General features: G+C 62.1%; 18 protein-coding genes and 1 pseudogene. 12 read left to right on the plus strand and 7 right to left on the minus strand.

Annotated elements, in window-relative coordinates; all coding sequences use genetic code 11:
* Positions 1–8: 8 nt before the first annotated feature.
* Together glnA and AC0L14_RS29150 are read right to left on the minus strand one after the other, a co-directional pair.
* The gene (gene glnA, locus AC0L14_RS29145; protein ID WP_287087643.1) at positions 9–1,418 is read right to left on the minus strand and encodes a type I glutamate--ammonia ligase; all 1,410 of its coding nucleotides are present in this window, start codon (positions 1,416–1,418) and stop codon (positions 9–11) included.
* A 54-nt stretch (positions 1,419–1,472) separates the two neighbouring features.
* Positions 1,473–1,811, minus strand: coding sequence for a P-II family nitrogen regulator (locus AC0L14_RS29150; protein ID WP_095494897.1), 339 nt, complete (start codon positions 1,809–1,811; stop codon positions 1,473–1,475).
* A 378-nt stretch (positions 1,812–2,189) separates the two neighbouring features.
* Here AC0L14_RS29150 and AC0L14_RS29155 point away from each other — a divergent pair, with 378 nt between their 5' ends.
* Positions 2,190–3,713 carry an NAD(P)H-hydrate dehydratase gene (locus AC0L14_RS29155; protein WP_473751571.1) on the plus strand — a complete coding sequence of 508 codons (1,524 nt, stop codon included), beginning with the start codon at positions 2,190–2,192 and terminating at the stop codon, positions 3,711–3,713.
* Positions 3,710–5,713, plus strand: coding sequence for a hypothetical protein (locus tag AC0L14_RS29160; protein ID WP_473527911.1), 2,004 nt, complete (start codon positions 3,710–3,712; stop codon positions 5,711–5,713). The genes AC0L14_RS29155 and AC0L14_RS29160 overlap by 4 nt, the downstream gene beginning before the upstream one ends.
* Positions 5,714–5,748: 35 nt before the next feature.
* Here AC0L14_RS29160 and AC0L14_RS29165 read toward each other — a convergent pair whose 3' ends face one another.
* Positions 5,749–7,281, minus strand: a complete 1,533-nt coding sequence (locus AC0L14_RS29165; protein WP_473527912.1) for an acyl-CoA carboxylase subunit beta — start codon at positions 7,279–7,281, stop codon at positions 5,749–5,751.
* 196 nt (positions 7,282–7,477) lie between these two features.
* Here AC0L14_RS29165 and AC0L14_RS29170 point away from each other — a divergent pair, with 196 nt between their 5' ends.
* From AC0L14_RS29170 to AC0L14_RS29180, 3 genes are all read left to right on the plus strand, one after another.
* Positions 7,478–7,714, plus strand: a complete 237-nt coding sequence (locus AC0L14_RS29170) for a transcriptional regulator (protein WP_473527913.1) — start codon at positions 7,478–7,480, stop codon at positions 7,712–7,714.
* 6 nt (positions 7,715–7,720) lie between these two features.
* Positions 7,721–8,008: a type II toxin-antitoxin system RelE/ParE family toxin gene (locus AC0L14_RS29175; RefSeq protein WP_473527914.1), complete on the plus strand. Its 288-nt coding sequence runs from the start codon at positions 7,721–7,723 to the stop codon at positions 8,006–8,008.
* A gap of 342 nt (positions 8,009–8,350) precedes the next feature.
* A complete protein-coding gene (locus tag AC0L14_RS29180; RefSeq protein WP_473527915.1) occupies positions 8,351–9,754 on the plus strand; it encodes a DEAD/DEAH box helicase in 1,404 nt (467 codons plus the stop codon).
* 96 nt (positions 9,755–9,850) lie between these two features.
* Here the strand turns inward: AC0L14_RS29180 and AC0L14_RS29185 are convergent, their stop codons facing one another.
* Together AC0L14_RS29185 and AC0L14_RS29190 are read right to left on the minus strand one after the other, a co-directional pair.
* Positions 9,851–10,825, minus strand: a complete 975-nt coding sequence (locus AC0L14_RS29185) for an alpha/beta hydrolase (RefSeq protein WP_473751572.1) — start codon at positions 10,823–10,825, stop codon at positions 9,851–9,853.
* Positions 10,826–10,921: 96 nt separating this feature from the next.
* A complete protein-coding gene (locus AC0L14_RS29190) occupies positions 10,922–11,743 on the minus strand; it encodes an SDR family oxidoreductase (protein WP_473527917.1) in 822 nt (273 codons plus the stop codon).
* 210 nt (positions 11,744–11,953) lie between these two features.
* Between AC0L14_RS29190 and AC0L14_RS29195 the strand changes: the two genes are divergently transcribed.
* The 7 genes and pseudogenes from AC0L14_RS29195 (at position 11,954) to AC0L14_RS29225 (ending at position 17,507) form a co-directional block, all read left to right on the plus strand.
* Complete coding sequence (locus AC0L14_RS29195; RefSeq protein ID WP_473527918.1) at positions 11,954–12,988, plus strand: cysteine synthase A; 1,035 nt, start codon at positions 11,954–11,956, stop codon at positions 12,986–12,988.
* Positions 12,988–13,728 (plus strand): alanyl-tRNA editing protein, encoded by a 741-nt coding sequence (locus AC0L14_RS29200; RefSeq protein WP_473487437.1) that lies wholly within the window; start codon positions 12,988–12,990, stop codon positions 13,726–13,728. The genes AC0L14_RS29195 and AC0L14_RS29200 overlap by 1 nt, the downstream gene beginning before the upstream one ends.
* A 34-nt stretch (positions 13,729–13,762) precedes the next feature.
* Positions 13,763–14,620, plus strand: coding sequence for a 3-mercaptopyruvate sulfurtransferase (gene sseA / locus AC0L14_RS29205; RefSeq protein WP_473487438.1), 858 nt, complete (start codon positions 13,763–13,765; stop codon positions 14,618–14,620).
* A complete protein-coding gene (locus AC0L14_RS29210; RefSeq protein ID WP_473487439.1) occupies positions 14,620–15,183 on the plus strand; it encodes a GNAT family N-acetyltransferase in 564 nt (187 codons plus the stop codon). The genes sseA and AC0L14_RS29210 overlap by 1 nt, the downstream gene beginning before the upstream one ends.
* A gap of 99 nt (positions 15,184–15,282) precedes the next feature.
* A pseudogene (locus AC0L14_RS29215) lies at positions 15,283–15,839 on the plus strand (OmpA family protein).
* Between the two features lie 316 nt (positions 15,840–16,155).
* Positions 16,156–16,962 carry a 4-hydroxy-tetrahydrodipicolinate reductase gene (dapB, locus tag AC0L14_RS29220; RefSeq protein WP_473487441.1) on the plus strand — a complete coding sequence of 269 codons (807 nt, stop codon included), beginning with the start codon at positions 16,156–16,158 and terminating at the stop codon, positions 16,960–16,962.
* A 77-nt stretch (positions 16,963–17,039) separates the two neighbouring features.
* Positions 17,040–17,507, plus strand: a complete 468-nt coding sequence (locus AC0L14_RS29225; RefSeq protein ID WP_473751573.1) for a DUF1203 domain-containing protein — start codon at positions 17,040–17,042, stop codon at positions 17,505–17,507.
* A 115-nt stretch (positions 17,508–17,622) separates the two neighbouring features.
* Here AC0L14_RS29225 and AC0L14_RS29230 read toward each other — a convergent pair whose 3' ends face one another.
* Both AC0L14_RS29230 and ald read right to left on the minus strand, forming a co-directional pair.
* Positions 17,623–18,780, minus strand: a complete 1,158-nt coding sequence (locus AC0L14_RS29230; RefSeq protein ID WP_473751574.1) for an outer membrane protein — start codon at positions 18,778–18,780, stop codon at positions 17,623–17,625.
* Positions 18,781–19,032: 252 nt separating this feature from the next.
* Positions 19,033–20,148 carry an alanine dehydrogenase gene (ald, locus tag AC0L14_RS29235; RefSeq protein WP_473751575.1) on the minus strand — a complete coding sequence of 372 codons (1,116 nt, stop codon included), beginning with the start codon at positions 20,146–20,148 and terminating at the stop codon, positions 19,033–19,035.
* Positions 20,149–20,251 lie beyond the last annotated feature (103 nt).

A 20,251-nucleotide genomic window follows, 5' to 3' on the forward strand; every position in this document is an offset into this window, starting at 1 on the left:
GATCCGGGTCAGATCGAATAATACATGTCGTATTCGACCGGATGCGGGGTCATTTCGAAGCGCATCACTTCGGCCATCTTGAGCTCTATATAGCTGTCGATCTGGTCGTCGTCGAACACGCCGCCGGCCTTCAGGAAGCCGCGATCCTTGTCGAGGCTCTGAAGGGCTTCGCGCAGCGAGCCGCAGACGGTCGGGATTTTCTTCAGTTCCTTCGGCGGCAGGTCGTAGAGATCCTTGTCCATCGGCTGGCCGGGATGGATCTTGTTCTTGATGCCGTCGAGGCCGGCCATCAGCATGGCGGCAAAGGCGAGGTAGGGGTTCGCGCCGGGATCGGGGAAGCGGACCTCGACGCGCTTGGCCTTCGGCGACGAGCCGAATGGGATGCGGCAGGAGGCAGAACGGTTGCGGGCCGAATAGGCGAGCAGCACCGGCGCTTCATAGCCCGGGACCAGGCGCTTGTAGGAGTTGGTCAGCGGGTTGGTGAAAGCATTGATCGCCTTGGCGTGCTTGATGATGCCGCCGATGTAAAACAGGCAGCTCTCCGAGAGGCCGGCATATTCATTGCCGGCGAAGGTCGGCTTGCCTTCCTTCCAGATCGACTGGTGGACGTGCATGCCCGAGCCGTTGTCGCCGAAGACCGGCTTCGGCATGAAGGTGGCCGTCTTGCCGTAGGCATTGGCGACCTGGTGCACGACGTACTTGTAGATCAGCATCTTGTCGGCGTTGCGGACCAGCGTGTCGAACTTGATGCCGAGTTCGTGCTGGGCAGCGGCCACTTCGTGGTGATGCTTTTCGACCCGCACGCCCATTTCGGCGAGCACGGTCAGCATCTCCGAGCGCATGTCCTGCGCCGAGTCGATCGGCGGCACCGGGAAATAGCCGCCCTTGATGCGCGGACGGTGACCGAGGTTGCCGGTCTCATAGTCGGTGTCGTCGTTGGACGGCAATTCGGTGGAGTCGAGCTTGAAGCCGGTGTTGTACGGGTCGGCCTTGTACTTGACGTCATCGAACACGAAGAACTCGGCTTCCGGGCCGACGAAGATCTGATCGCCGATGCCTTCCGCCTTCATATAGGCTTCGGCCTTCTTGGCGGTGCCGCGCGGGTCGCGGTTGTAGGATTCTCCGGAGATCGGGTCGAGGATATCGCACAGGATGACCATGGTCGACTGCGCGAAGAACGGATCCATATGCACCGTCTCGGTATCGGGCATCAGCACCATGTCGGACTCGTTGATCGCCTTCCAGCCGGCGATGGAGGACCCATCGAACATGACGCCGTCGGCAAACATGTCTTCCTCGACCTCGACGACATCCATCGTCACGTGCTGCAGCTTGCCCTTCGGATCGGTGAAGCGCAGATCAACGAATTTAACGTCGTTGTCCTTGATCTGCTTCATGATGTCTTTGGCTGTCGTCATGTCATGTTTCCCTGTCTGATGACGTTTCGAGGAAATGATCTGAAATCAGAAAGCTCAGACCGCGTCCATCCCTGTTTCGCCGGTGCGGATGCGCACGACTTCCTCGATGTTGGAGACAAAGATCTTGCCGTCGCCGATGCGGCCGGTCTGGGCCGCCTTGCGAATGGCTTCGATCGCGCCTTCGACCGCCTCGTCGCCGAGCACGACCTCGATTTTCACCTTGGGCAGAAAATCCACGACATATTCAGCGCCGCGATAGAGTTCGGTATGGCCCTTCTGGCGGCCAAAACCCTTGGCCTCCGTAACGGTGATGCCTTGCAGCCCGGCCTCCTGAAGCGCTTCCTTCACTTCGTCTAGCTTGAACGGCTTGATGATCGCTTCGATCTTTTTCATGTAAAAAATGGCCTCCACTGCCAAAAAGACGGGTTGTGAGCCCCGCTTGCGCCTCCTTCAAGCACGAATTGTGCCAATTTGAGGGGATTCGAAGCGGTATCACGCGATTTCGATGCCATGCCGCGTTGGGGGGTAAATTCGCGTCATTCGCTGCGTTGGATGCGTCATGGATACCGGGAACCTACACATTGTCGGCGCTTTCGTCCGCACAATAATTGGGCAGACAGAGCATTTCGTGAGCATTTGTGCTTCGACGAAGCCATTGTCCCCAAGATGTGCTTATGGATTGTGCCACCTCATCACCGTTTGCTTCGAACCGAAAACTGGACAATGTTTTGACCACAAGGATCGGGCTTGAGCCAATGCGGATCGGCATCCATGAACAATGAAATTTTGTCTCCGGCCGAAATGGCTGAGGCCGACCGGTTGACGGTCTCCGCCGGACCTCTCGACGGCATTGGCCTGATGCGCAATGCAGGTGCCGCGGTCGCTGCGGTGGTGCTCGCCCATTTTCCGGCTGCCAGGCGCGTCCACGTGTTGTGCGGGGCGGGCAACAATGGCGGCGACGGATATGTCGTCGCCCGCATTCTTCAGGACAGCGCCATCGACGTCTTGACGTGGGCATCCGGCTCGGCCAAAGCCGGCAGCGACGCGGCGCTCGCCGCTTCGGAATGCCCCGTCAGGCCTCGGCCGCTGTCGGAATTTGCCGCCGAGACAGGAGCGATCCTGGTCGATGCGCTTTATGGGGCAGGGCTGTCCAAGCCGCTGTCCGGTGATGCCGCCAGGGCGGTCGAAGTTGCGACAGAACTGAACCTGCCTGTCGTCGCGGTCGATCTGCCCTCAGGCGTGTCCGGCGAGAGCGGCCAGATTCTCGGCCAGGCATTCCGCGCCCGAATCACGGTGACGTTCGCGCGAAAAAAGCCCGGCCATCTGCTGTTGCCTGGGCGCGAGATGTGCGGCGAACTCGTGCTTACCGACATCGGCATCGGCGATAGGATCATTGCGCAGCTTGAACCGCGGACCTTCGAGAACACCCCGCCGCTTTGGTTAGAAAGTTTCCCGATTCCAGCCGTCGACACGCATAAATACAGGCGCGGCCATGTCGGCGTTTTTTCGGGCGGGCCATCTGCGACGGGTGCGGCACGGCTGTCGGCGCTTGCCGCGGCCAGAAGCGGGGCAGGGGCGGTGACCGTGCTGTCGCCGGCGAATGCGGTGCAGGTGAATGCCGCGCATTTGACTTCGATCATGTTGCGCAAGGCCGACACCATCGCGGACGTACAGGAATTCATCGGCGACCGCCGGCCGTCGGCTTTCGTCCTCGGACCCGGATTTGGCGTCGGCGAAAAAACACGCGATTTTGCCCTCGGCGTACTGGCCGCCGGACAACGGCCAGACGGCAGGGTCGACGGGCTGGTGCTCGATGCCGATGGCATCACCGCGTTTCGCGATACGCCCAACGTTTTGTTCGAAGCCGCCCGCCGCCCGAACGCACCGGCGTTGGTGCTGACGCCACATGAGGGCGAATTCGCCAGGCTGTTTCCGGACATCGCCGGAGACAAGAACCTGTCCAAGCTGGCCAAGGCGCGCTCTGCCGCCGCGCGCGCCGGCGCCATCGTCGTCTACAAGGGCGCGGACACGGTGATCGCGGCGCCCGATGGCAGGGCGGCGATCAACGGCAACGGCGCGCCATGGCTGGCCACAGCTGGTTCGGGCGACGTGCTGTCGGGCATCATCGCCGGCTTCCTGGCGCAAGGCATGCCGGCTTTCGAAGCCGCCTGCGCGGCGGTCTGGATCCATGCCGAGGCCGGCAGCCGTTTCGGGCCTGGGCTGATCGCCGAAGACCTGCTGGTGCCGGTGCTGCGCGAGCTTGTCGAAAATCGCCACGGGATGACCGCTGAATGAACCGTCGGCTCGCCTTGATCGCTGTGATTTTCGTCAGCCTCTTCCTAGCCAACCTCGCGCGCGCCGAAGGTCCGGTGATGATCGTCGACGATCCGGCCTTGCTTGCCGCCCTCGACACCAAGGGTTTTGGCTTCGCCGGCATTTTTGGCGTCGATGGCGGGGGCGACCTGAAGGCGCTCTATGACAAGACGCCTGCTTATCACCAGATCGTCGAAACGGTTGCCGGCGATGTCGCCGCGCTGCGGGCCGAGATGAAGGCTGGCGGGCGGCCGCTCTACGAAGTCACCGACGGCAATGTCGGCCGCATCATGGACATGCGCTGGCTGAAGACCGACGCCGCCCGTTTCCGGCTGGTCGGTGTCGTCAACCGGCTCGATCGGCGTGATTTCGCCGATATACGAGGCGACGGGCGCTGCGGCGAGGTGCGTTTCATCTATCGCCTTGCCTACAGCTTCAAGAAAAACGGCAAGGTTCTGGCCTCGCGCCTGCCGTTCAACTTCAATGCTATCTACAGCGCCGCGCCGGACGCCGACGGCGGCTGCGTCGGCGTTGCCGGGCGCTGGACGCCGCAGCTCGACGAGACCGTCGATACCGGCTGGCTCATCGGCGGGCCGCTGGAGAAGGCCGGGCTGACCTTCAAGCAGCTCGAGCTCAACGCCCAGGTGGTGCGCTTCCCCTCCGGCCAGGAGACCGAATTCGGCGGGCAGGCCGCCTATCTCATGCGGATTTTCGGCGTCGATGGAGAAACGGTCAGCGAAAAGCCGCTGGAAAACACGCCGGATGTGGCGCTGCTCTCGGAAAACGCCGCTCTGAAAGCAAAACTTGCCGACTATATCAGCTCCAATCTCGCGGCGGTCGATCTCGGCGTCTATGAAATCCCCGATGAATTCCTGGCGAAGAAGGTCATTTCGTGGTCGACTTTCGGCAGCGCAAGGCAGGCCAATCACCCGTTCACGCCGCTGTTCCAGCCCGCGGATTTTTCTGGGCTCGACTATTCCGCACTGAAGCTGGTGCGCACGCCGGAAGCGCTGGTCGAGCGGCTGGATAATGGCGCCTGCCAGGGTTGCCATCAGGCGGGTTCGACCGCCGGTTTCCATTTCATCGGCCTCGACGACAAGACCACATCGCCGCTGAACCGCATCGAAGTCGGCATCTCGCCGCATCTCCACGCCGAGATACCGCGGCGCGAAGCGTGGCTGCGCGCGACCGTCGAGGGCAAGGAGCCGAACCGCCTCCGCCCGCTGTCCTTCGCGCCGCCGGCCGCATGGCAGGACGCCGGCGAGGTCGCCTATCTGCCGGCCGAGGTGGCGATGCCGTGTCTGATGCCGGAGGACGCAAAGCACTTCGCTGCGGGCTGGCAATGCGGCGGCGGCACCGTCTGCACGGTGCTGGCGACTGCATCGGGCGTGCGGATGAAACTGGCGCAATGCCTGCTGCCCAAGCACAGCGAAAAGATGTTCTCCGGCCATCCATGTCTGACCGGCTCGATCGCCAGCAACCCGGCGCAGCCTTTCAAAGACCGCTACATCATATCAGGCCAATTCGCGGCCTTCGCCACCGATATTTCGCGCACCGCCTACACTTGCCGGCCGCCGAAGATCGGCGTGCCGGCCGGCATCGCCTATCGCGGCTGCAATGACAAGGATCGTGCTTTTGCCGGCTTCAAGCCGGGCAAGCCGATGCCGAACGAGATCTGCGGGCTCGTCGGCGGGAAAAAATTCGACATTTGCGTGGCGACCAACAATTTCGACCAGTGCCTCGGCGGCGCCGTTAATCGCGGCAACAGGCCGGCCTGCTCGGCCGATCATTTCTGCCGCGAGGATTATATGTGCCAATCGCTGCCGCCCGATACGCCTGGTATCGGCAAGGTGAAAGGTATCGGCTTCTGCTCGCCGACCTATTTTATCTTCCAGATGCGCATCGACAATCATGCCACACCCTGGGCGGGCGCTGTCCGCGCCACCATGTGGGCGGGGTCTGGCGCGGCGGAAGCGGAGTGAGCTTTTGCTGTGGTCGCTTTCGCGACATCAGCGTCTCACAACGGAATGTTGTCGTGCTTCTTCCAGGGGTTCTGCATATCCTTGTTGCGCAGCATGCGGAGCGCGCGCGCAATGCGGCGGCGGGTCGAATGCGGCATGATCACCTCATCGACATAGCCGCGCTCGGCGGCGACGAAGGGCGACAGGAAGCGATCCTCGTAAGCCTTTGTATGCGCTGCGATCTTCTCCGCATCGCCGATGTCCTTGCGATAGATGATCTCGACCGCGCCCCTAGCGCCCATCACCGCGATCTGCGCCGACGGCCAGGCATAGTTCATGTCGCCGCGCAGATGCTTTGACGCCATCACGTCATAAGCGCCGCCATAGGCCTTTCGGGTGATGACGGTGATCTTCGGGACCGTCGCTTCGGCATAGGCGAACAAGAGCTTGGCGCCGTGCTTGATCAGCCCGCCATATTCCTGCGCGGTACCGGGCAGGAAGCCTGGAACGTCGACGAAGGTGACGATCGGAATCGAAAAACAGTCGCAGAAGCGCACGAACCGCGCCGCCTTGCGGCTGGCGTCCGAATCGAGCACGCCGGCCAGCACCATCGGCTGGTTGGCGACGAAGCCGACCGTGCGGCCCTCGACGCGCCCGAAACCGGTGACGATGTTTTTCGCAAAATTCTGCTGGATCTCGAAGAAGTCACCCTCATCGGCAACTTTAAGGATCAACTCCTTGATGTCGTAGGGTTTGTTGGCGTTGTCAGGGATCAGTCGATCGAGCGACAAATCGTGATCGGTGACCGACTGGTAGCATTCGATCTCGGGGATATCAGCCGTGTTGGAGGCAGGCAGCAGATCGACCAGCCGGCGCATCTGCAGCAACGCCTCGACGTCATTGTCGTAGGCGCCATCGGCGATCGAGGACTTGGTCGTGTGGACGAAGGCGCCGCCGAGGCTCTCGGCAGTCACCGTCTCGTTGGTGACCGTCTTCACCACGTCCGGCCCGGTGACGAACATGTATGAGGTGTCACGAACCATGAAAATGAAGTCAGTCATCGCCGGCGAATAGACGTCGCCGCCGGCGCAAGGGCCCATGATCAGTGAAATCTGCGGGATGACGCCGGAGGCGAGCACATTGCGCTGGAAGATCTCGGCATAGCCGCCAAGTGCTGCCACGCCTTCCTGGATGCGAGCGCCGCCGGCGTCGTAGAGGCCGATGATCGGCGCGCGGTTGCGCAACGCCATCTCCTGCACCTTGACCACCTTTTCGGCGTGGGCCTCGGACAGGGAGCCGCCGAACACAGTAAAATCCTTGGCGAAGACATAGACCGGGCGGCCGTTGACGGTACCCCAGCCGGTGACGACGCCGTCGCCGGCGATCTTGGTCTTCTCCATACCGAAATCGGTCGAGCGATGCTCGACATACATGTCGAACTCCTCGAACGAACCCTCGTCGAGAAAGACGTCGATGCGTTCGCGCGCGGTGAGCTTGCCCTTCTTGTGCTGGGCGTCGATGCGGGCCTGGCCGCCGCCCATGCGCGCCATATCGCGGCGGCGCTCGAGTTCCTTCAGCACGTCCTTCATCGGTCGATCCCCAAATGGAAGCTGATTTGTGGTATCATGGCGACAGGGGAGCGCAAGCTCTGCTTTCGTCACGGCTTTTGCTGCGCAATACTGGCCGCGCTTTTGCCTCCGGTCTCGATACGCCGGTGCCCCATGGCTGGCTCTCCCGCGGCGAAACTTCTTGGCAGGCATTCGCCTGATATGGCAGACTAGAGCTATGAAGAACGACATTGAAATATCCGAGGACTTGAGCCGCCGGATCGACATGCTGGCCTCACGGTCCACTTTGACTCGCGATCAGATCATTGAGGATGCGCTGTCGCACGGCCGTTCTCTGGCTTGGCAGGAAAAATGGATCGCCGGTGTCCAGGCGGGAATCGAGGCCGCCGACCGTGAGGACTTCGCAAGCGAAGAAGAGATTACGGCGGTTCTCAACAAATACAGTCGGGCATAAAGGTCTGTGCGGATTGTCTGGACCCGACATTATCTGATCGAGCTTGCATCAATCGGCGACCATATCGGCCAACACAACCCACGTGCTGCCGCCCGTGTCGTCAATGATATTCATTCAAAGACTGCTCGGCTGTTGTCTGCCAATCCGTTTATCGGGCGCATCGGTGAGATCAAAGGCACTCGTGAACTGGTGATTTCCGGCACACCCTACGTCGTCGCGTATCGCGTGAAAGACACTCAAATAGAAGTTCTATTCGTCCAGCATGGGGCGAGGGAATGGCCGGACGAAGTTTAAGTTGACGTCCACTGCTGCTCCTGGCTGTTTTTGTTGCGCTGCAACATGACGCCCCTTGCATTTCGCGGCGAACTGGGCCATATGCGGCGACATAGGCGCTTGGGCCGGGACCATCCGGCCTTCTCGACGAATGAGACTGGTTGCGTCTGTTTTCCCTCTTTCCGACATCTCGGCAAGGCGGCGAAAAGCCCCGTGGCATGATGCCTGCGGGCACGACAGCGCAGCCGTGCGGACGATAACGTCCGACGCCTTGTCGTTTCATGACAGTTTTTTCGACGGCAGGTTGTTGCGCCCTGCCGCCATCGATGTTTGCGGCCAGGAGCCGCGTGAAAGAAGAATATTTTGACCAACGAAAACACTTTGACCGGCAAGGACACTGGGGAACTTTCAGGTTTCGCAGCACTTGGAATTACGGGCGCGCTGCTCAAGGCCACCCATGGCGCCGGCTTCACCGATCCGAAGCCGATCCAGGCGCAGGCGATCCCGCCGCAGCTGGAAGGCCGTGACATTTTCGGCATCGCCCAGACCGGATCGGGCAAGACTGCGGCGTTCGCGCTGCCGATCCTGTCGAAGATCATCGCGCTCGGCACCAAGCGCCGGCCGAAGACCGCTCGCGCGCTGATCCTGGCGCCGACGCGGGAACTCGCCGTGCAGATCGAAGAGATGATCAAGCTGCTCGCCAAGGGCGCGCATGTCTCGACAGCACTCGTGCTTGGCGGCGTCTCGCGCTTCAGCCAGGTGAAAAAGATTGCTCCCGGCGTCGACATCCTTATTGCCACACCCGGCCGGCTGACCGACCTGGTGCGTGAGGGCGATCTCGTGCTTGCCGACACCAAATGGCTGGTGCTGGACGAGGGCGACCGCATGCTCGACATGGGCTTCATCAACGACGTCAAGCGCATCGCCAGGGCGACCGCGCCGGACCGTCAGACGGTGTTGTTCTCGGCGACCATGCCGGCCGAAATCGCCGAACTGGCCAAGGGTCTGCTGAAGAACCCGATCCGCGTCGAAGTGGCGCCTCACAGCACTGCGGCGGCCGAGATCGTGCAGGGCGTCGTCTTTGCCCGTACCAAGCAGAAGCGCCAGGTGCTGTCGACGATGCTCGCCGACGACGCCATGAAGTCCGTCATCATCTTTTCGCGCACCAAGCATGGCGCCGACAGGGTGACCAAGGACCTCGAGCGCGACGGCTTCAAGGCCGCCGTCATCCATGGCAACAAATCGCAGAACGCCCGCCAGAAGGCGCTGAATGATTTCCGCGAGGGTTCGGTGCGTATTCTTGTGGCGACCGATATCGCGGCGCGCGGCATCGACGTGCCCGGCATCAGCCACGTGGTGAATTTCGACCTGCCGGACGAGGCGGAGAGCTATGTCCACCGCATCGGCCGCACCGGTCGTAACGGTATGGACGGCATCGCCATCACGCTTTGCGACCCGTCCGAGAACAGCAAGCTGCGCCAGGTCGAGCGTATCATCCGCACCAAGCTGCCGATTGTTGCCGACCATCTCGGCAGCCCCGATCCGCAGCGCAATCCCGCCGAAAAGAACGAGCGCAGCTTCGAGCCGGCCAACGACCGCAATGGCCGTCGCGACGGCAGGCGTCCCGGTGGCCAGAACAACGGCTTCGGCAAGAAGCGCTTCGGCGAGGCCTTCGCCGGCGAGCGTAAGCCGGAAGGCGCCAAGCCCTTCAAGGGCAACAACAAGCGTCGTTTCGGCGGCAAGCGGCCAGCGGCGCGGGCTGCGTAATAGTGCAGCCGGCCGAGCCTGTCGGGCTCGGCTCGGCTGCTCACAATTGAAAAAGGCGATCGGAGCGATGCTTCGGTCGCCTTTTTCGCCTGAGATCTACTTCACCACCGCCTGTACCCACACGACAATGCGCTGCGCGAGGAAAGCTGTGGTTGCTGGCGACAGCGCGTCACCGGCAATGACGTGGTTGTCTCGATCGCCGGTATCGTCGACCGGCACCAGTTCGTGCGCGGCGCCCCAGCGCCCGGCGATTTCGCGGGTGCGGTCTTGCCGCACGATCTTGTCCGAATCCGAAAAGATGAAGAGGGCAGGGATGGTCGCCTTCTCCACCGGCGCGCCATAGGCAAGCTCGGTCAGCGCCACCATCGGCAGGGTCGCGGCGATCGGATAGCGGTAGGTCCAGAATCTCTCGTGCAGCGCATTGCGTGGCACGAAGCTGCGCTCCTTGCCGGCGACCAACTCGGCGATCTCTCGGCCCCACGGCATGGTCAGAAGTTCGGCGCCGGAAGCCTTGACGCCGAAATTCGGCGAGATGAACGCGATTGCCGCCACTCCGTCCGATGCGCCCGGCTGCGTCGCAGCCCAGGCTGCCAGCGAGCCGCCGGTCGAGGTGGCGATGACGATCACCTTGTCGCCGATCGCCCGGCCTATGGCGAGAGCTTCCTCATAGTCGTTGATCCAGGCGTTGACGCTGCCGTCCGCCATTGCGGCACCGCCCCGTCCGTGGCCGGTGAGGCGGGTGTAGTAAAGATTGGCATCGAGCTGGTCGGCCACCTCGTCCGGCAGCGGACGAACCTCGCCCTTCGACGCCGAAAAGCCGTGGATATAGACGATCGACAGCGGCGTCCTGGCGTGAACCATCGGATTGGCCCAGATGATCTCCTTCTCCAGCCCGTAGTAGACGCCCGGTACGGCAGCCTCCTTGCGTGCCAGATAAGCTTGTGGATCATCGCCGATCACGGAAGGATCGAAGCGGATCGTGGTGTCGGCTTGGATGCGCGGGCCAAGCGCGAAGGCCAGGACAAGAATGACGGCGAGACCCAATACCGCAAGCACGATCCGTCGCCCCATCGCAGACTCCACGCAACAATCTGCAACCTATGGCCGCGATGGCAAACAGGCAACGGCGTCTCGCCGGCGGCGGGATCGCCAACTTTGAAGGCCCGTCTATTCGCTTGGCGGCTTGCGGTCGAAAATCAGCGGACGCGCCTTCCAGCGGGTCGCGGTGCCGATGACCCATCGGCAGAACGGTCTCGGCAGGATTCTGAGCAGCTTCAGGCCCCAGCTCAAGCGGCGCGGGAAGGTGACTTCGAAGCCGCCGGATTTGATGCCGCGCGCCATGCGGCGCGAGGCGCGATTGACGGGCATCAGACCGGGCATCGGCAGCAAATTCTTCTCGGTCAGCGGGGTGTCGACGAAGCCCGGATTTATCACCTGGATGCGGACGTTCATCTTGTCGAAATCGTATTTCAGCGACTCTGCGAGGATATTGACCGCTGCCTTGGTGCCGCCATAGGCGGCCGTGGTCGGCCAGCCGAAATAGGCGGTGACCGAACCGACCAGGACGATATGGCCGCGCGCGCGGACGCGCATGCGTTCGATGACCGGCACCAGGCCGTTGATGATGCCGAAATAATTGACATCGAAGGACTGGCGAAATCCATGGACGGTGAGGTCTTCGCCGGCGGTCGCAATATAGCTCCCGGCATTGAAGACGGCCAAGACGATCGGGCCAAGATCCTTCTCGATCGCCGCGACTGTCTTTGCCATGCGCTTCTCGTCAGTGACGTCGCAAGGATAGGCCGTGACATGGCCCGGCATCTGCGCCGTCTCGACAACAAGCGTGTCGATCGGATCGTCGTCGAGCGCCGTCACCGCGACGGCATAGCCTTGCTCCGCAAGGTCCTTGGCCAATGAACGGCCGATACCGCTGCTGCCGCCCGTGATCCACGCGACGCCGTCTTTCGGGTTGGCCCGGTAGAGAGTCATGCTATGCCCTGCGACTTTTTTAGCCTGTGCTCTAGCGGTGAAGAAATCGAATGAAAAGAGCGCTTTTCAGTGGGAGCTTCAACGAATAGCGGAAGGCGACGTCTATTTTAGGAATTGCAGCCCAGAAATGCCGCTGGACCAGACAAATTCTTGCCTTGAAACCGAAGCTTCGGGTTTCTAGGGTTCCGCCGCAAGCATAAAGGAATCTCCATGCCCCGTTCTGTGATCGAAGCGATCGGCAATACGCCTCTGATCCGCCTCAACAAAGCCTCGGAAGAAACCGGCTGCGAGATCCTGGGCAAGGCCGAATTCATGAATCCGGGCCAGTCGGTGAAGGACCGCGCCGCGCTGTTCATCATCCGCGACGCCGAGCAGCGCGGGCTCTTGAGGCCGGGCGGGGTCATCGTCGAGGGGACGGCCGGCAACACCGGCATCGGATTGACGCTTGTGGCCAAGGCGCTTGGCTACCGCACCGTGATCGTCATCCCCGACACGCAAAGCCAGGAGAAGAAGGACACGATCAAATTGCTTGGCGCCGAGCTGATCGAGGTGCCTGCCGTTCCCTACAAGAACCCCAACAATTATGTGAAACTGTCGGGCCGCCTGGCCGAGCAGATGGCCCAGTCCGAGCCGAACGGCGCGATCTGGGCCAATCAGTTCGACAACGTCGCCAACCGTGACGGCCATACCCGCACCACGGCGGAAGAAATCTGGGCCCAGACTGGCGGCAAGGTCGACGGTTTCGTCTCGGCGGTCGGCTCCGGCGGAACGCTGGCCGGCGTCGCCTTCGGGCTTAAGTCCAGGAGCAAGGACGTCAAGATCGCGCTCGCCGATCCGCTGGGTGCGGCGCTCTATAGTTTCTACACCACCGGAGAGCTGAAATCCGAAGGCAGCTCGATCACGGAAGGCATCGGGCAGGGGCGGGTCACCGCCAATCTGGAAGGGTTCACACCGGATTTCTCCTTCCAGATTCCGGACGAGGATGCACTGCCGATCGTCTTCGATCTTATCCAGGAGGAGGGTCTGTGCGTCGGCGGCTCGACCGGCATCAACATTGCCGGCGCGATCCGGTTGGCGCGTGAGATGGGTCCCGGCCACACCATCGTGACCGTGCTTTGCGACTACGGCACGCGCTATCAGTCGAAATTGTTCAACCCTGAATTCCTGCGCCAAAAGAAACTGCCGGTGCCGGGCTGGATGGAACAGCGGAGCACAATTTCGGTGCCGTTCGAGAAGGTCGCGTGATGGCTTACAAAACGGAAGCGCTGTTTCGCGACGACGCCTATCTCAGGACGGCTGATGCCACGATTGTCGCCGTCAACGACCGTGGCGGCATCATTCTGGACCGGACGGTCTTCTATGCCACGTCGGGCGGGCAGCCGGGCGATACCGGCACCCTCGAACGCGCCGACGGCAGCCTGATCAACGTTGCCGCCACCATCACCGGCGAGACCAAGGACGAGATCATCCATGTGCCGCCTGAGCAGGCAGTGCTTGAGGTCGGCGAACCGATAAAGCTCGCCGTCGATTGGGAGAGGCGGTATCTGCTGATGCGCATGCACACAGCCTGCCATTTGCTCACCGTCGTCTGCCCGTTCCCGATCACCGGCGCCTCGGTTTCCGAGGACGACAGCCGTGTCGACTTCGACATCCCGGATGCCGGGTTCACCAGGGAAGACGTGACGGCCAGGCTGATGGATCTGGTGCGGGCCGACCACCCGGTCTTTGTCAGGCTGATCACAGACGAGGAACTGGCGGCCAATCCGGGACTGGTGAAATCGAAAAATGTTCGGCCACCCGTCGGCACGGGCAAGATCCGACTGGTCTGCATTGGCGAGAATGCCTCGATCGACAGCCAGCCTTGTGGCGGCACCCATGTAAAGAGCACTGGAGAAGTCGGCGAGATCCATATCGGCAAGATCGAGAAGAAGGGTCGCGAGAACCGGCGCTTCCGAATACGCTTTGGACCGATGCCGCCGGCCTGATAAACAGATGTCAAAGGCGTGCAGGAGAAGAAGAATGGCCGAAGACGGCCCTTTCACCGTCGATGCGGACTGGTTGCAGAAGCGCCTCGGCGAGCCTGGCCTGACCATCGTCGACGCGTCCTGGTATCTGCCGGCGCAGAAGCGCGACGCGCGCGCCGAATATGACGCAGCGCACATTCCAGGCGCCCGTTTCCTGGATCAGGATGCGATCTCGGATCCTGATTCCCCACTGCCGCACACGCTGCCGTCGCCGCAGCATTTCGCCCAATATGTCGGCGCCATGGGCATTTCGGCCGACGACACCATCGTCGTCTATGACGGTCCGGGCTTCTTCTCGGCGCCGCGCGCCTGGTGGATGTTTCGTGTCATGGGGGTGTTCCAGGTCTACGTATTGGACGGCGGTTTCGACCGCTGGAAAGCGGAGGGACGGCCGGTAACGGCGGAGCCGACGAAGATCGCGCCCTGCGTGTTTCATGCCGACTTCGATGCCGCTCGCGTCGCCAGCCTGGCCGATATGCGCCGGATCGTCGAGACCGGGGAAAGCCAGATCGCCGACGCGCGTTCGCCTGGCCGGTTTGCCGGTACCGAGCCGGAGCCTCGCGCCGGCATCCGCTCGGGCCATATGCCCGGCGCGCACAATGTGCCGTTTTCGGCGCTTGCCGAGGACGGCGAGCTGCTGTCGAAAGACCGATTGCGCAAGGTGATCGAGGACGCAGGCATCGACCTGTCGAAGCCGGTTGTCACCTCTTGCGGCTCAGGCGTCACTGCGGCGGCGATCACGCTGGCGCTTGAGACGCTTGGCCATACCGACAACAGGCTCTACGACGGTTCATGGACGGAATGGGGAGGGCTTGGCGATACGCCCGTCGTGACGGGCAAGGATCGACAGTGATGGAAAACGGAGCGCTTGAAGACATCGAGGTCACGGTGACGTTTCTCGAAATGCATGTGCCGCCGGCCTATTCGCCGCCGGTGCCGTACAACCGCCAGGTCGCTCTGCTGAAGACCAAAGACATTCCGCTGCATTTCTACCGCTATTTGATGGATCGGGTAGGCCGCAAATGGCACTGGGTCAACGTGCTGAGGCTGAGCGACGAGGAGCTTTCTGCAGGCATCCATCGCGAGGACCGCGACATCAGGGTGCTGTATCTCGATGGATCTCCGGCCGGCTTCTTCGACCTAAAGCCGCATCTGCCTGAAGAAGTGGAACTTGCCTATTTCGGCATGATGGAGCACGCGACCGGCCAAGGCATCGGCCGTTGGTTCCTCGGTGCGGCGATCGCCGCCGCCTGGTCGCACGGCCCAAGGCGGGTGACGGTGCAGACCTGCACGCTCGACCATCCGGCGGCATTGCCGCTCTACCAGAAGCTCGGCTTTGCACCGGTCGCGCAAAAGAAGGAGATCGTGCATCCAATGACCTTCGCCGAGCGTGCGGCCAGTGTCATGCGGCCATGATTTTCTCCGCAAACTGAACCTATTGTTCATCAATGCTTCAGCTTGTCTTTGCCATCTTGCCGGCACCATCAATGCGGCAGAGGCCGAAGGAGAAAAGACATGCTGACCCGACGCACATTTGCCGCCGCGCTGATTGCGGCCCTCGCCGTGCCGACCTTTGCCGCCGCCCAGGCAACCACGCCTTCGGCGGCGACGATCGAGCGTCAGCTCGAGGCCGCACCCCGCGTTAAGCTGCGCCCGAACCAGCGCGTCTCCATCCGCGAATTCAAGAGGCGGCCGGACCTGCGGCGCATGGCCCGTTCGATCGATATCCAGTCGATCAATTTCGCCTTTGGCTCGGCGGCCATTTCCGAATCGCAATATGGCAAGATCGAAAATATCGCCGATGCGCTTCGGCGCATCCTGCGGCGCGACCGCGGTGCCCGCGTGCTGATCGAAGCCATACCGACGCGGTCGGCTCTTTCCAGTCGAACCAGATCCTCTCCGAACAGCGCGCCGCTTCGCTGAAGCGCACCTTGGTGCGCGAATTCGGCGTGCCGGACTATACATTGGAAACCGTCGGCTACGGCGAGGAATTCCTGCTGGTGCAGACGCAGAACGAGAATTGGCGCAATCGCCGGGTGACGCTGCGCCGCTTCGACGACTTCATCCGCTGAGCCTGTCCGAAATCCGCATTGGCGGCCATCTGAAGGCGTTTTCTGCGCTTCCGGTTCTCGAAGACACCATCATCTGACTCGCCGCTGTAATTTTCGAAACAGGCTCAGTCACTGCGGTCTGGATCAACAGCCGAAAAAGAGCCTGGCTTGAATGAGTCGCGCTCTTTCCATATCGCTGTCGGTCAAAGCCTACCGCATCGGCCCGAAAATCGGGATCGATTTTCGGAAAGCACGATGCGTAGACTCAAATGTTGGAGCGTCCTTTGCGCGTCCAAAAAGGACGCGTGGCGCTCCAATGATGATGGAGGATCAAACGATGACGATTCGGGTGGTGATGGCCGGTGCGACCGGCTGGATCGGCAAGGCACTGGTTCCGGCGATCGGGGCGCAAGGCGACATGGCACTGGCCGGGGCTGTGTCGCGCAGCGGCGCGGGGCAGGATTCCGGCCTCCTGGTTGGCATGCCGGCCAACGGCATCACCGTTTCCGCCTCGCTGACCGAGGCGCTGGAGGTACCGTCGGACGTGCTGGTCGACTACACCAGGCCGCATGTGGTGAAAGACCATGCGCTGCTGGCCATAGAGAAGGGGCGGCACGTTGTGATCGGCACGTCGGGGCTGGGTGCGACCGATTTCGGCGAGATCGACGCTGCAGCACGCGCCAATCGTGTCGGCGTCATTGCAGCCGGCAATTTTTCGATCACCGCCACGCTGATGAAGCGGTTTGCCCTGATGGCGGCGAAATACGTGCCGGATGTCGAGGTGATCGACTATGCGAGCGCCAAGAAACCCGACGCGCCGTCCGGCACCGCGCGCGAGCTTGCCGAAGCGCTGGCCGATGTCCGCAAGGCTTCGACGGTGCGGCCGGTCTCGGAGGTCTCGGGTGTGCCGGGAACCCGCGGTGCGGCGGTCGGTACGGGCGAGGGGGTGCAGGTGCATGCGCTTCGCCTGCCTTCCTACATCCTGTCCTGTGAGGCGCTGTTCGGCCTGCCCGACGAGCGGCTGACCATTCGTCACGACGCCGGCTCGTCCGCTGCTCCTTACGTGGCCGGCACACTGCTCGCTATCAGGCGGGTACAGGAGATCACAGGGCTGGTGCGCGGTCTCGACGCCTTGATGGACTGATCCAAATTGGCAGGAATCGGGTGGGAGACGCTGGCGCAGCGGCGTAATTTCCGGTCGACGATACCGGAGATTTCGCCATGACCATCCAGTTCAAAGCCTTGCCCACGGAAGATGTCAGAGCCTTGCAGCGCGGCGCGCCGGACGCCTATGGCCTGATACCAGAGCGGAAAATATCCGACGGCGACGGCGTGCCTTGCCGCCACTGCCTGAAGAACGTGATCGCCGGAGGCGCCTATCTCATCCTGGCCTACCGGCCATTCCCGGAATTGCAGCCCTACGCCGAAACCGGACCGATCTTTCTGCATGCCGAGGAATGCGAGCGCGCCGCCGAAGCCGAGGCGCTTCCAGAAATGCTCGAAAGTGCCGACTACATCGTGCGCGGCTACGGCAGGGACGACCGCATCGTCTATGGCAGCGGCGGCGTCATTCCAACGGCCGCTATCGCGGCGCGGGCCGAGACCTTGTTCGAGCGCAACGATATCGCCTATGTGCATGTCCGCTCGGCGCGCAACAATTGCTACCAGTGCCGGATCGAGCGCGCGTGACGATCCGGGCGGTATTCATCGGTCGCAGCTGTCGTACGCCTGTCGCATTGTCGCGTTACGGAATGACTGTCGATCGATTTGCCGACCGCGGATGAACCGGCGGGAAGTCTCGATATCAGAGGAAGCGGGGCTTTGGCTCCGCTTTTTTGTTGCCCGCCCTGTCCGCCCCGCATTTCTTCCGCCCCAAAGAAAAAGCCCGCCGGAATGACCGGCGGGCTTTGACTGTTGTCTGGACGGTTTTTAGTTGAACTTGTACTTCGCGCCGATGCGGACGGTATGGAACGAAGGCGTGGAGGTGGTCCGGCAGCCCAAGTTCCGACGAGAAATCCTTCTCGGAGAACTGCGAATAGCGGTACTCGAGGCCGACGGTCACGTTGCTGGACATGGCCGTTTCCAGACCACCACCCACCGAGAAGCCGCTGGAGTCCCAATCGAGGATATCGCCGATGGGTGAAGACGCGTTCAGATCGAAGTGCTGCCAACTGTAACCACCGAGCACGTAGGCGAGGGTTGATTCGTTGACTTTCATACCGACACAACCAAGCACATCGAATCCGTAATCAATATCCAGATTGATCGACCCGCCCGGGATCTCAAGTTCCGAAGTCATGCCGGAGTAGCGGGCATCCACCATGACGCCTGCGACCCAGCTGCCGAAATCATGGTCGTAGCCGACGTTCAATTCGCCGAACACGCCTTCGCCACCGATCCCGTTGAACTCGAGGTCGCCAGCCGGCGGAACGTCGATCTGATGCACCGATGCACCCGCACCGGCGGCGCCGCCGACGTAGAAGCCGGTCCAGTTGTAGGCAGGAGCCTCAAAAGAGGCGGCGCCACCATTCTGGGCGCCAAAGCGATAGTTGGCCGCAACCTGGAACGTATGCCGCGACGTGTCGAGGTTGAGGGTGCCATCCGGCACACCGAAATCGGAAAGGAGATCATCATTAGTACCGAAGCGGGTATAGCGATATTCTGACTTGATGGTCCAGTTGCTGTTGATGGCCGTTTCAACGCCAGCTCCGACGAAGTAGCCGCTCTGGTCCCAATCGAGATCAAAACCAGCGTTCGTGTCGAGTTTGTATTTCTGCCAGGAATAGCCACCCAGCACATAGCCCAAAGTGTTTGGCGTGAAGAGATAACCAAGCCGCAACCCAGCGTCGAAACCGTAGGTCTCGCGGACCGAAGCTTCAAAACCAGCAACATCGAGCGTGGTTTCAATGTTGCCGGCATGGGCATCCAGAAGTCCGCCGATCAGGAAGCGCGGCGACACCATTAGTCGTACCCAACTGTCAGTTCACCGTATACGCCTTCACCGCCAATGCCGTTGACGGCACAACCGCGTCGGCGGCATGGGAAACCGATCCGAGCGCCAGAACGGAAACTGCGCCAAGAAGAAGAGATTTTGCGAATCGGAAGCATGACGGGCAAAGCCGGTCAGCCAATCGCAAACCGTGAAATTTGCTTGTGGAAAAAAGAGCCGCCGAGGGCGTCGGCGGCTCTGTCGGGAGAGGATTGAGCGGCGGGTTCAGGCGGCGAGAACGGCCTTCGGCTCGACCAACTCATAGCCGAGTGATTCGGCCACCGCGCGGTTGGTGATCTTGCCCTTGTGGACATTCAGGCCGTTGCGCAAATGATGATCGTCGATCAGCGCCTTCAGGCCCTTGTCGGCGAGCTGCAGGCCGTAATGCAACGTTGCGTTGTTGAGCGCGTGGGCCGAAGTGACCGGCACCGCACCCGGCATATTGGCGACGCAATAGTGAATGACGCCGTCGACCTCATAGGTCGGCGCGGCATGAGTTGTGGCGTGCGAGGTCTCGAAGCAGCCGCCCTGGTCGATGGCGACGTCGACAAGCACCGAGCCTTTCTTCATGCCCGACAGCATCTCGCGCGAAACGAGTTTCGGCGCGGCGGCGCCCGGGATCAGCACGGCGCCGACGACGATGTCGGCCGAAAAACATTCCTCTTCCAGTGCCTCGACGGTCGAATAGCGGGTGTGGACGCGGCCGCCGAAGATATCGTCGAGCTGGCGCAGGCGCGGGATCGAGCGGTCGATGATGGTGACGTCGGCGCCAAGGCCGACCGCCATCCGGGCGGCGTGCAGGCCGACGACGCCGCCGCCGAGCACCGTGACCTTGCCGGGCAGAACGCCGGGCACGCCGCCAAGCAGCACGCCGCGGCCGCCATTGGCCTTCTGCAGCGCGGTGGCGCCGGCCTGGATCGACAGGCGGCCGGCGACTTCCGACATCGGCGCCAGCAGCGGCAGGCCGCCGCGGTCGTCGGTGACCGTCTCGTAGGCGATGGCCGTCACGCCGGAGGCCATCAGGCCCTTGGTCTGCTCTGGATCCGGGGCGAGATGGAGATAGGTGTAGAGGATCTGGCCGTCACGTAGCTGGACCCATTCGTCGGGCTGCGGCTCTTTGACCTTGACGATCATGTCGGACTTGGCAAACACGTCGGCGGCCGTCTTGGCGATGGTGGCGCCGGCTGCGCGATAGGCGTTGTCGTCGGCGCCGATGCCGGCGCCGGCACCGGCCTCGATCAGTACTTCGTGGCCATGCGCGACATATTCGCGGACCGAGCCCGGCGTCAGGCCGACGCGGTATTCGTGGTTCTTGATTTCCCTGGGGCAGCCGACGCGCATCTTCTTCTCCTCCTGATCCGGCCCTTTGAGGCACGTTCCCTGTTTAGACATAGTGAACCACGAATCGTCCCGTAGGTGTTTGCGAATGCGCTTGCGCAAGAGG

This window comes from Mesorhizobium sp. WSM4841 (assembly GCF_055811515.1).

What these genes read in the sequence shown, in the direction of transcription:
- glnA (WP_287087643.1), bottom strand. Translation starts at nt 1,418, where the DNA reads ATGACGACAGCCAAAGACATCATGAAGCAGATCAAGGACAACGACGTT.
- AC0L14_RS29150 (WP_095494897.1), bottom strand. Translation starts at nt 1,811, where the DNA reads ATGAAAAAGATCGAAGCGATCATCAAGCCGTTCAAGCTAGACGAAGTG.
- AC0L14_RS29155 (WP_473751571.1), top strand. Translation starts at nt 2,190, where the DNA reads ATGAACAATGAAATTTTGTCTCCGGCCGAAATGGCTGAGGCCGACCGG.
- AC0L14_RS29160 (WP_473527911.1), top strand. Translation starts at nt 3,710, where the DNA reads ATGAACCGTCGGCTCGCCTTGATCGCTGTGATTTTCGTCAGCCTCTTC.
- AC0L14_RS29165 (WP_473527912.1), bottom strand. Translation starts at nt 7,281, where the DNA reads ATGAAGGACGTGCTGAAGGAACTCGAGCGCCGCCGCGATATGGCGCGC.
- AC0L14_RS29170 (WP_473527913.1), top strand. Translation starts at nt 7,478, where the DNA reads ATGAAGAACGACATTGAAATATCCGAGGACTTGAGCCGCCGGATCGAC.
- AC0L14_RS29185 (WP_473751572.1), bottom strand. Translation starts at nt 10,825, where the DNA reads ATGGGGCGACGGATCGTGCTTGCGGTATTGGGTCTCGCCGTCATTCTT.
- AC0L14_RS29190 (WP_473527917.1), bottom strand. Translation starts at nt 11,743, where the DNA reads ATGACTCTCTACCGGGCCAACCCGAAAGACGGCGTCGCGTGGATCACG.
- AC0L14_RS29195 (WP_473527918.1), top strand. Translation starts at nt 11,954, where the DNA reads ATGCCCCGTTCTGTGATCGAAGCGATCGGCAATACGCCTCTGATCCGC.
- AC0L14_RS29200 (WP_473487437.1), top strand. Translation starts at nt 12,988, where the DNA reads ATGGCTTACAAAACGGAAGCGCTGTTTCGCGACGACGCCTATCTCAGG.
- sseA (WP_473487438.1), top strand. Translation starts at nt 13,763, where the DNA reads ATGGCCGAAGACGGCCCTTTCACCGTCGATGCGGACTGGTTGCAGAAG.
- AC0L14_RS29210 (WP_473487439.1), top strand. Translation starts at nt 14,620, where the DNA reads ATGGAAAACGGAGCGCTTGAAGACATCGAGGTCACGGTGACGTTTCTC.
- dapB (WP_473487441.1), top strand. Translation starts at nt 16,156, where the DNA reads ATGACGATTCGGGTGGTGATGGCCGGTGCGACCGGCTGGATCGGCAAG.
- AC0L14_RS29225 (WP_473751573.1), top strand. Translation starts at nt 17,040, where the DNA reads ATGACCATCCAGTTCAAAGCCTTGCCCACGGAAGATGTCAGAGCCTTG.
- AC0L14_RS29230 (WP_473751574.1), bottom strand. Translation starts at nt 18,780, where the DNA reads ATGGTGTCGCCGCGCTTCCTGATCGGCGGACTTCTGGATGCCCATGCC.
- ald (WP_473751575.1), bottom strand. Translation starts at nt 20,148, where the DNA reads ATGCGCGTCGGCTGCCCCAGGGAAATCAAGAACCACGAATACCGCGTC.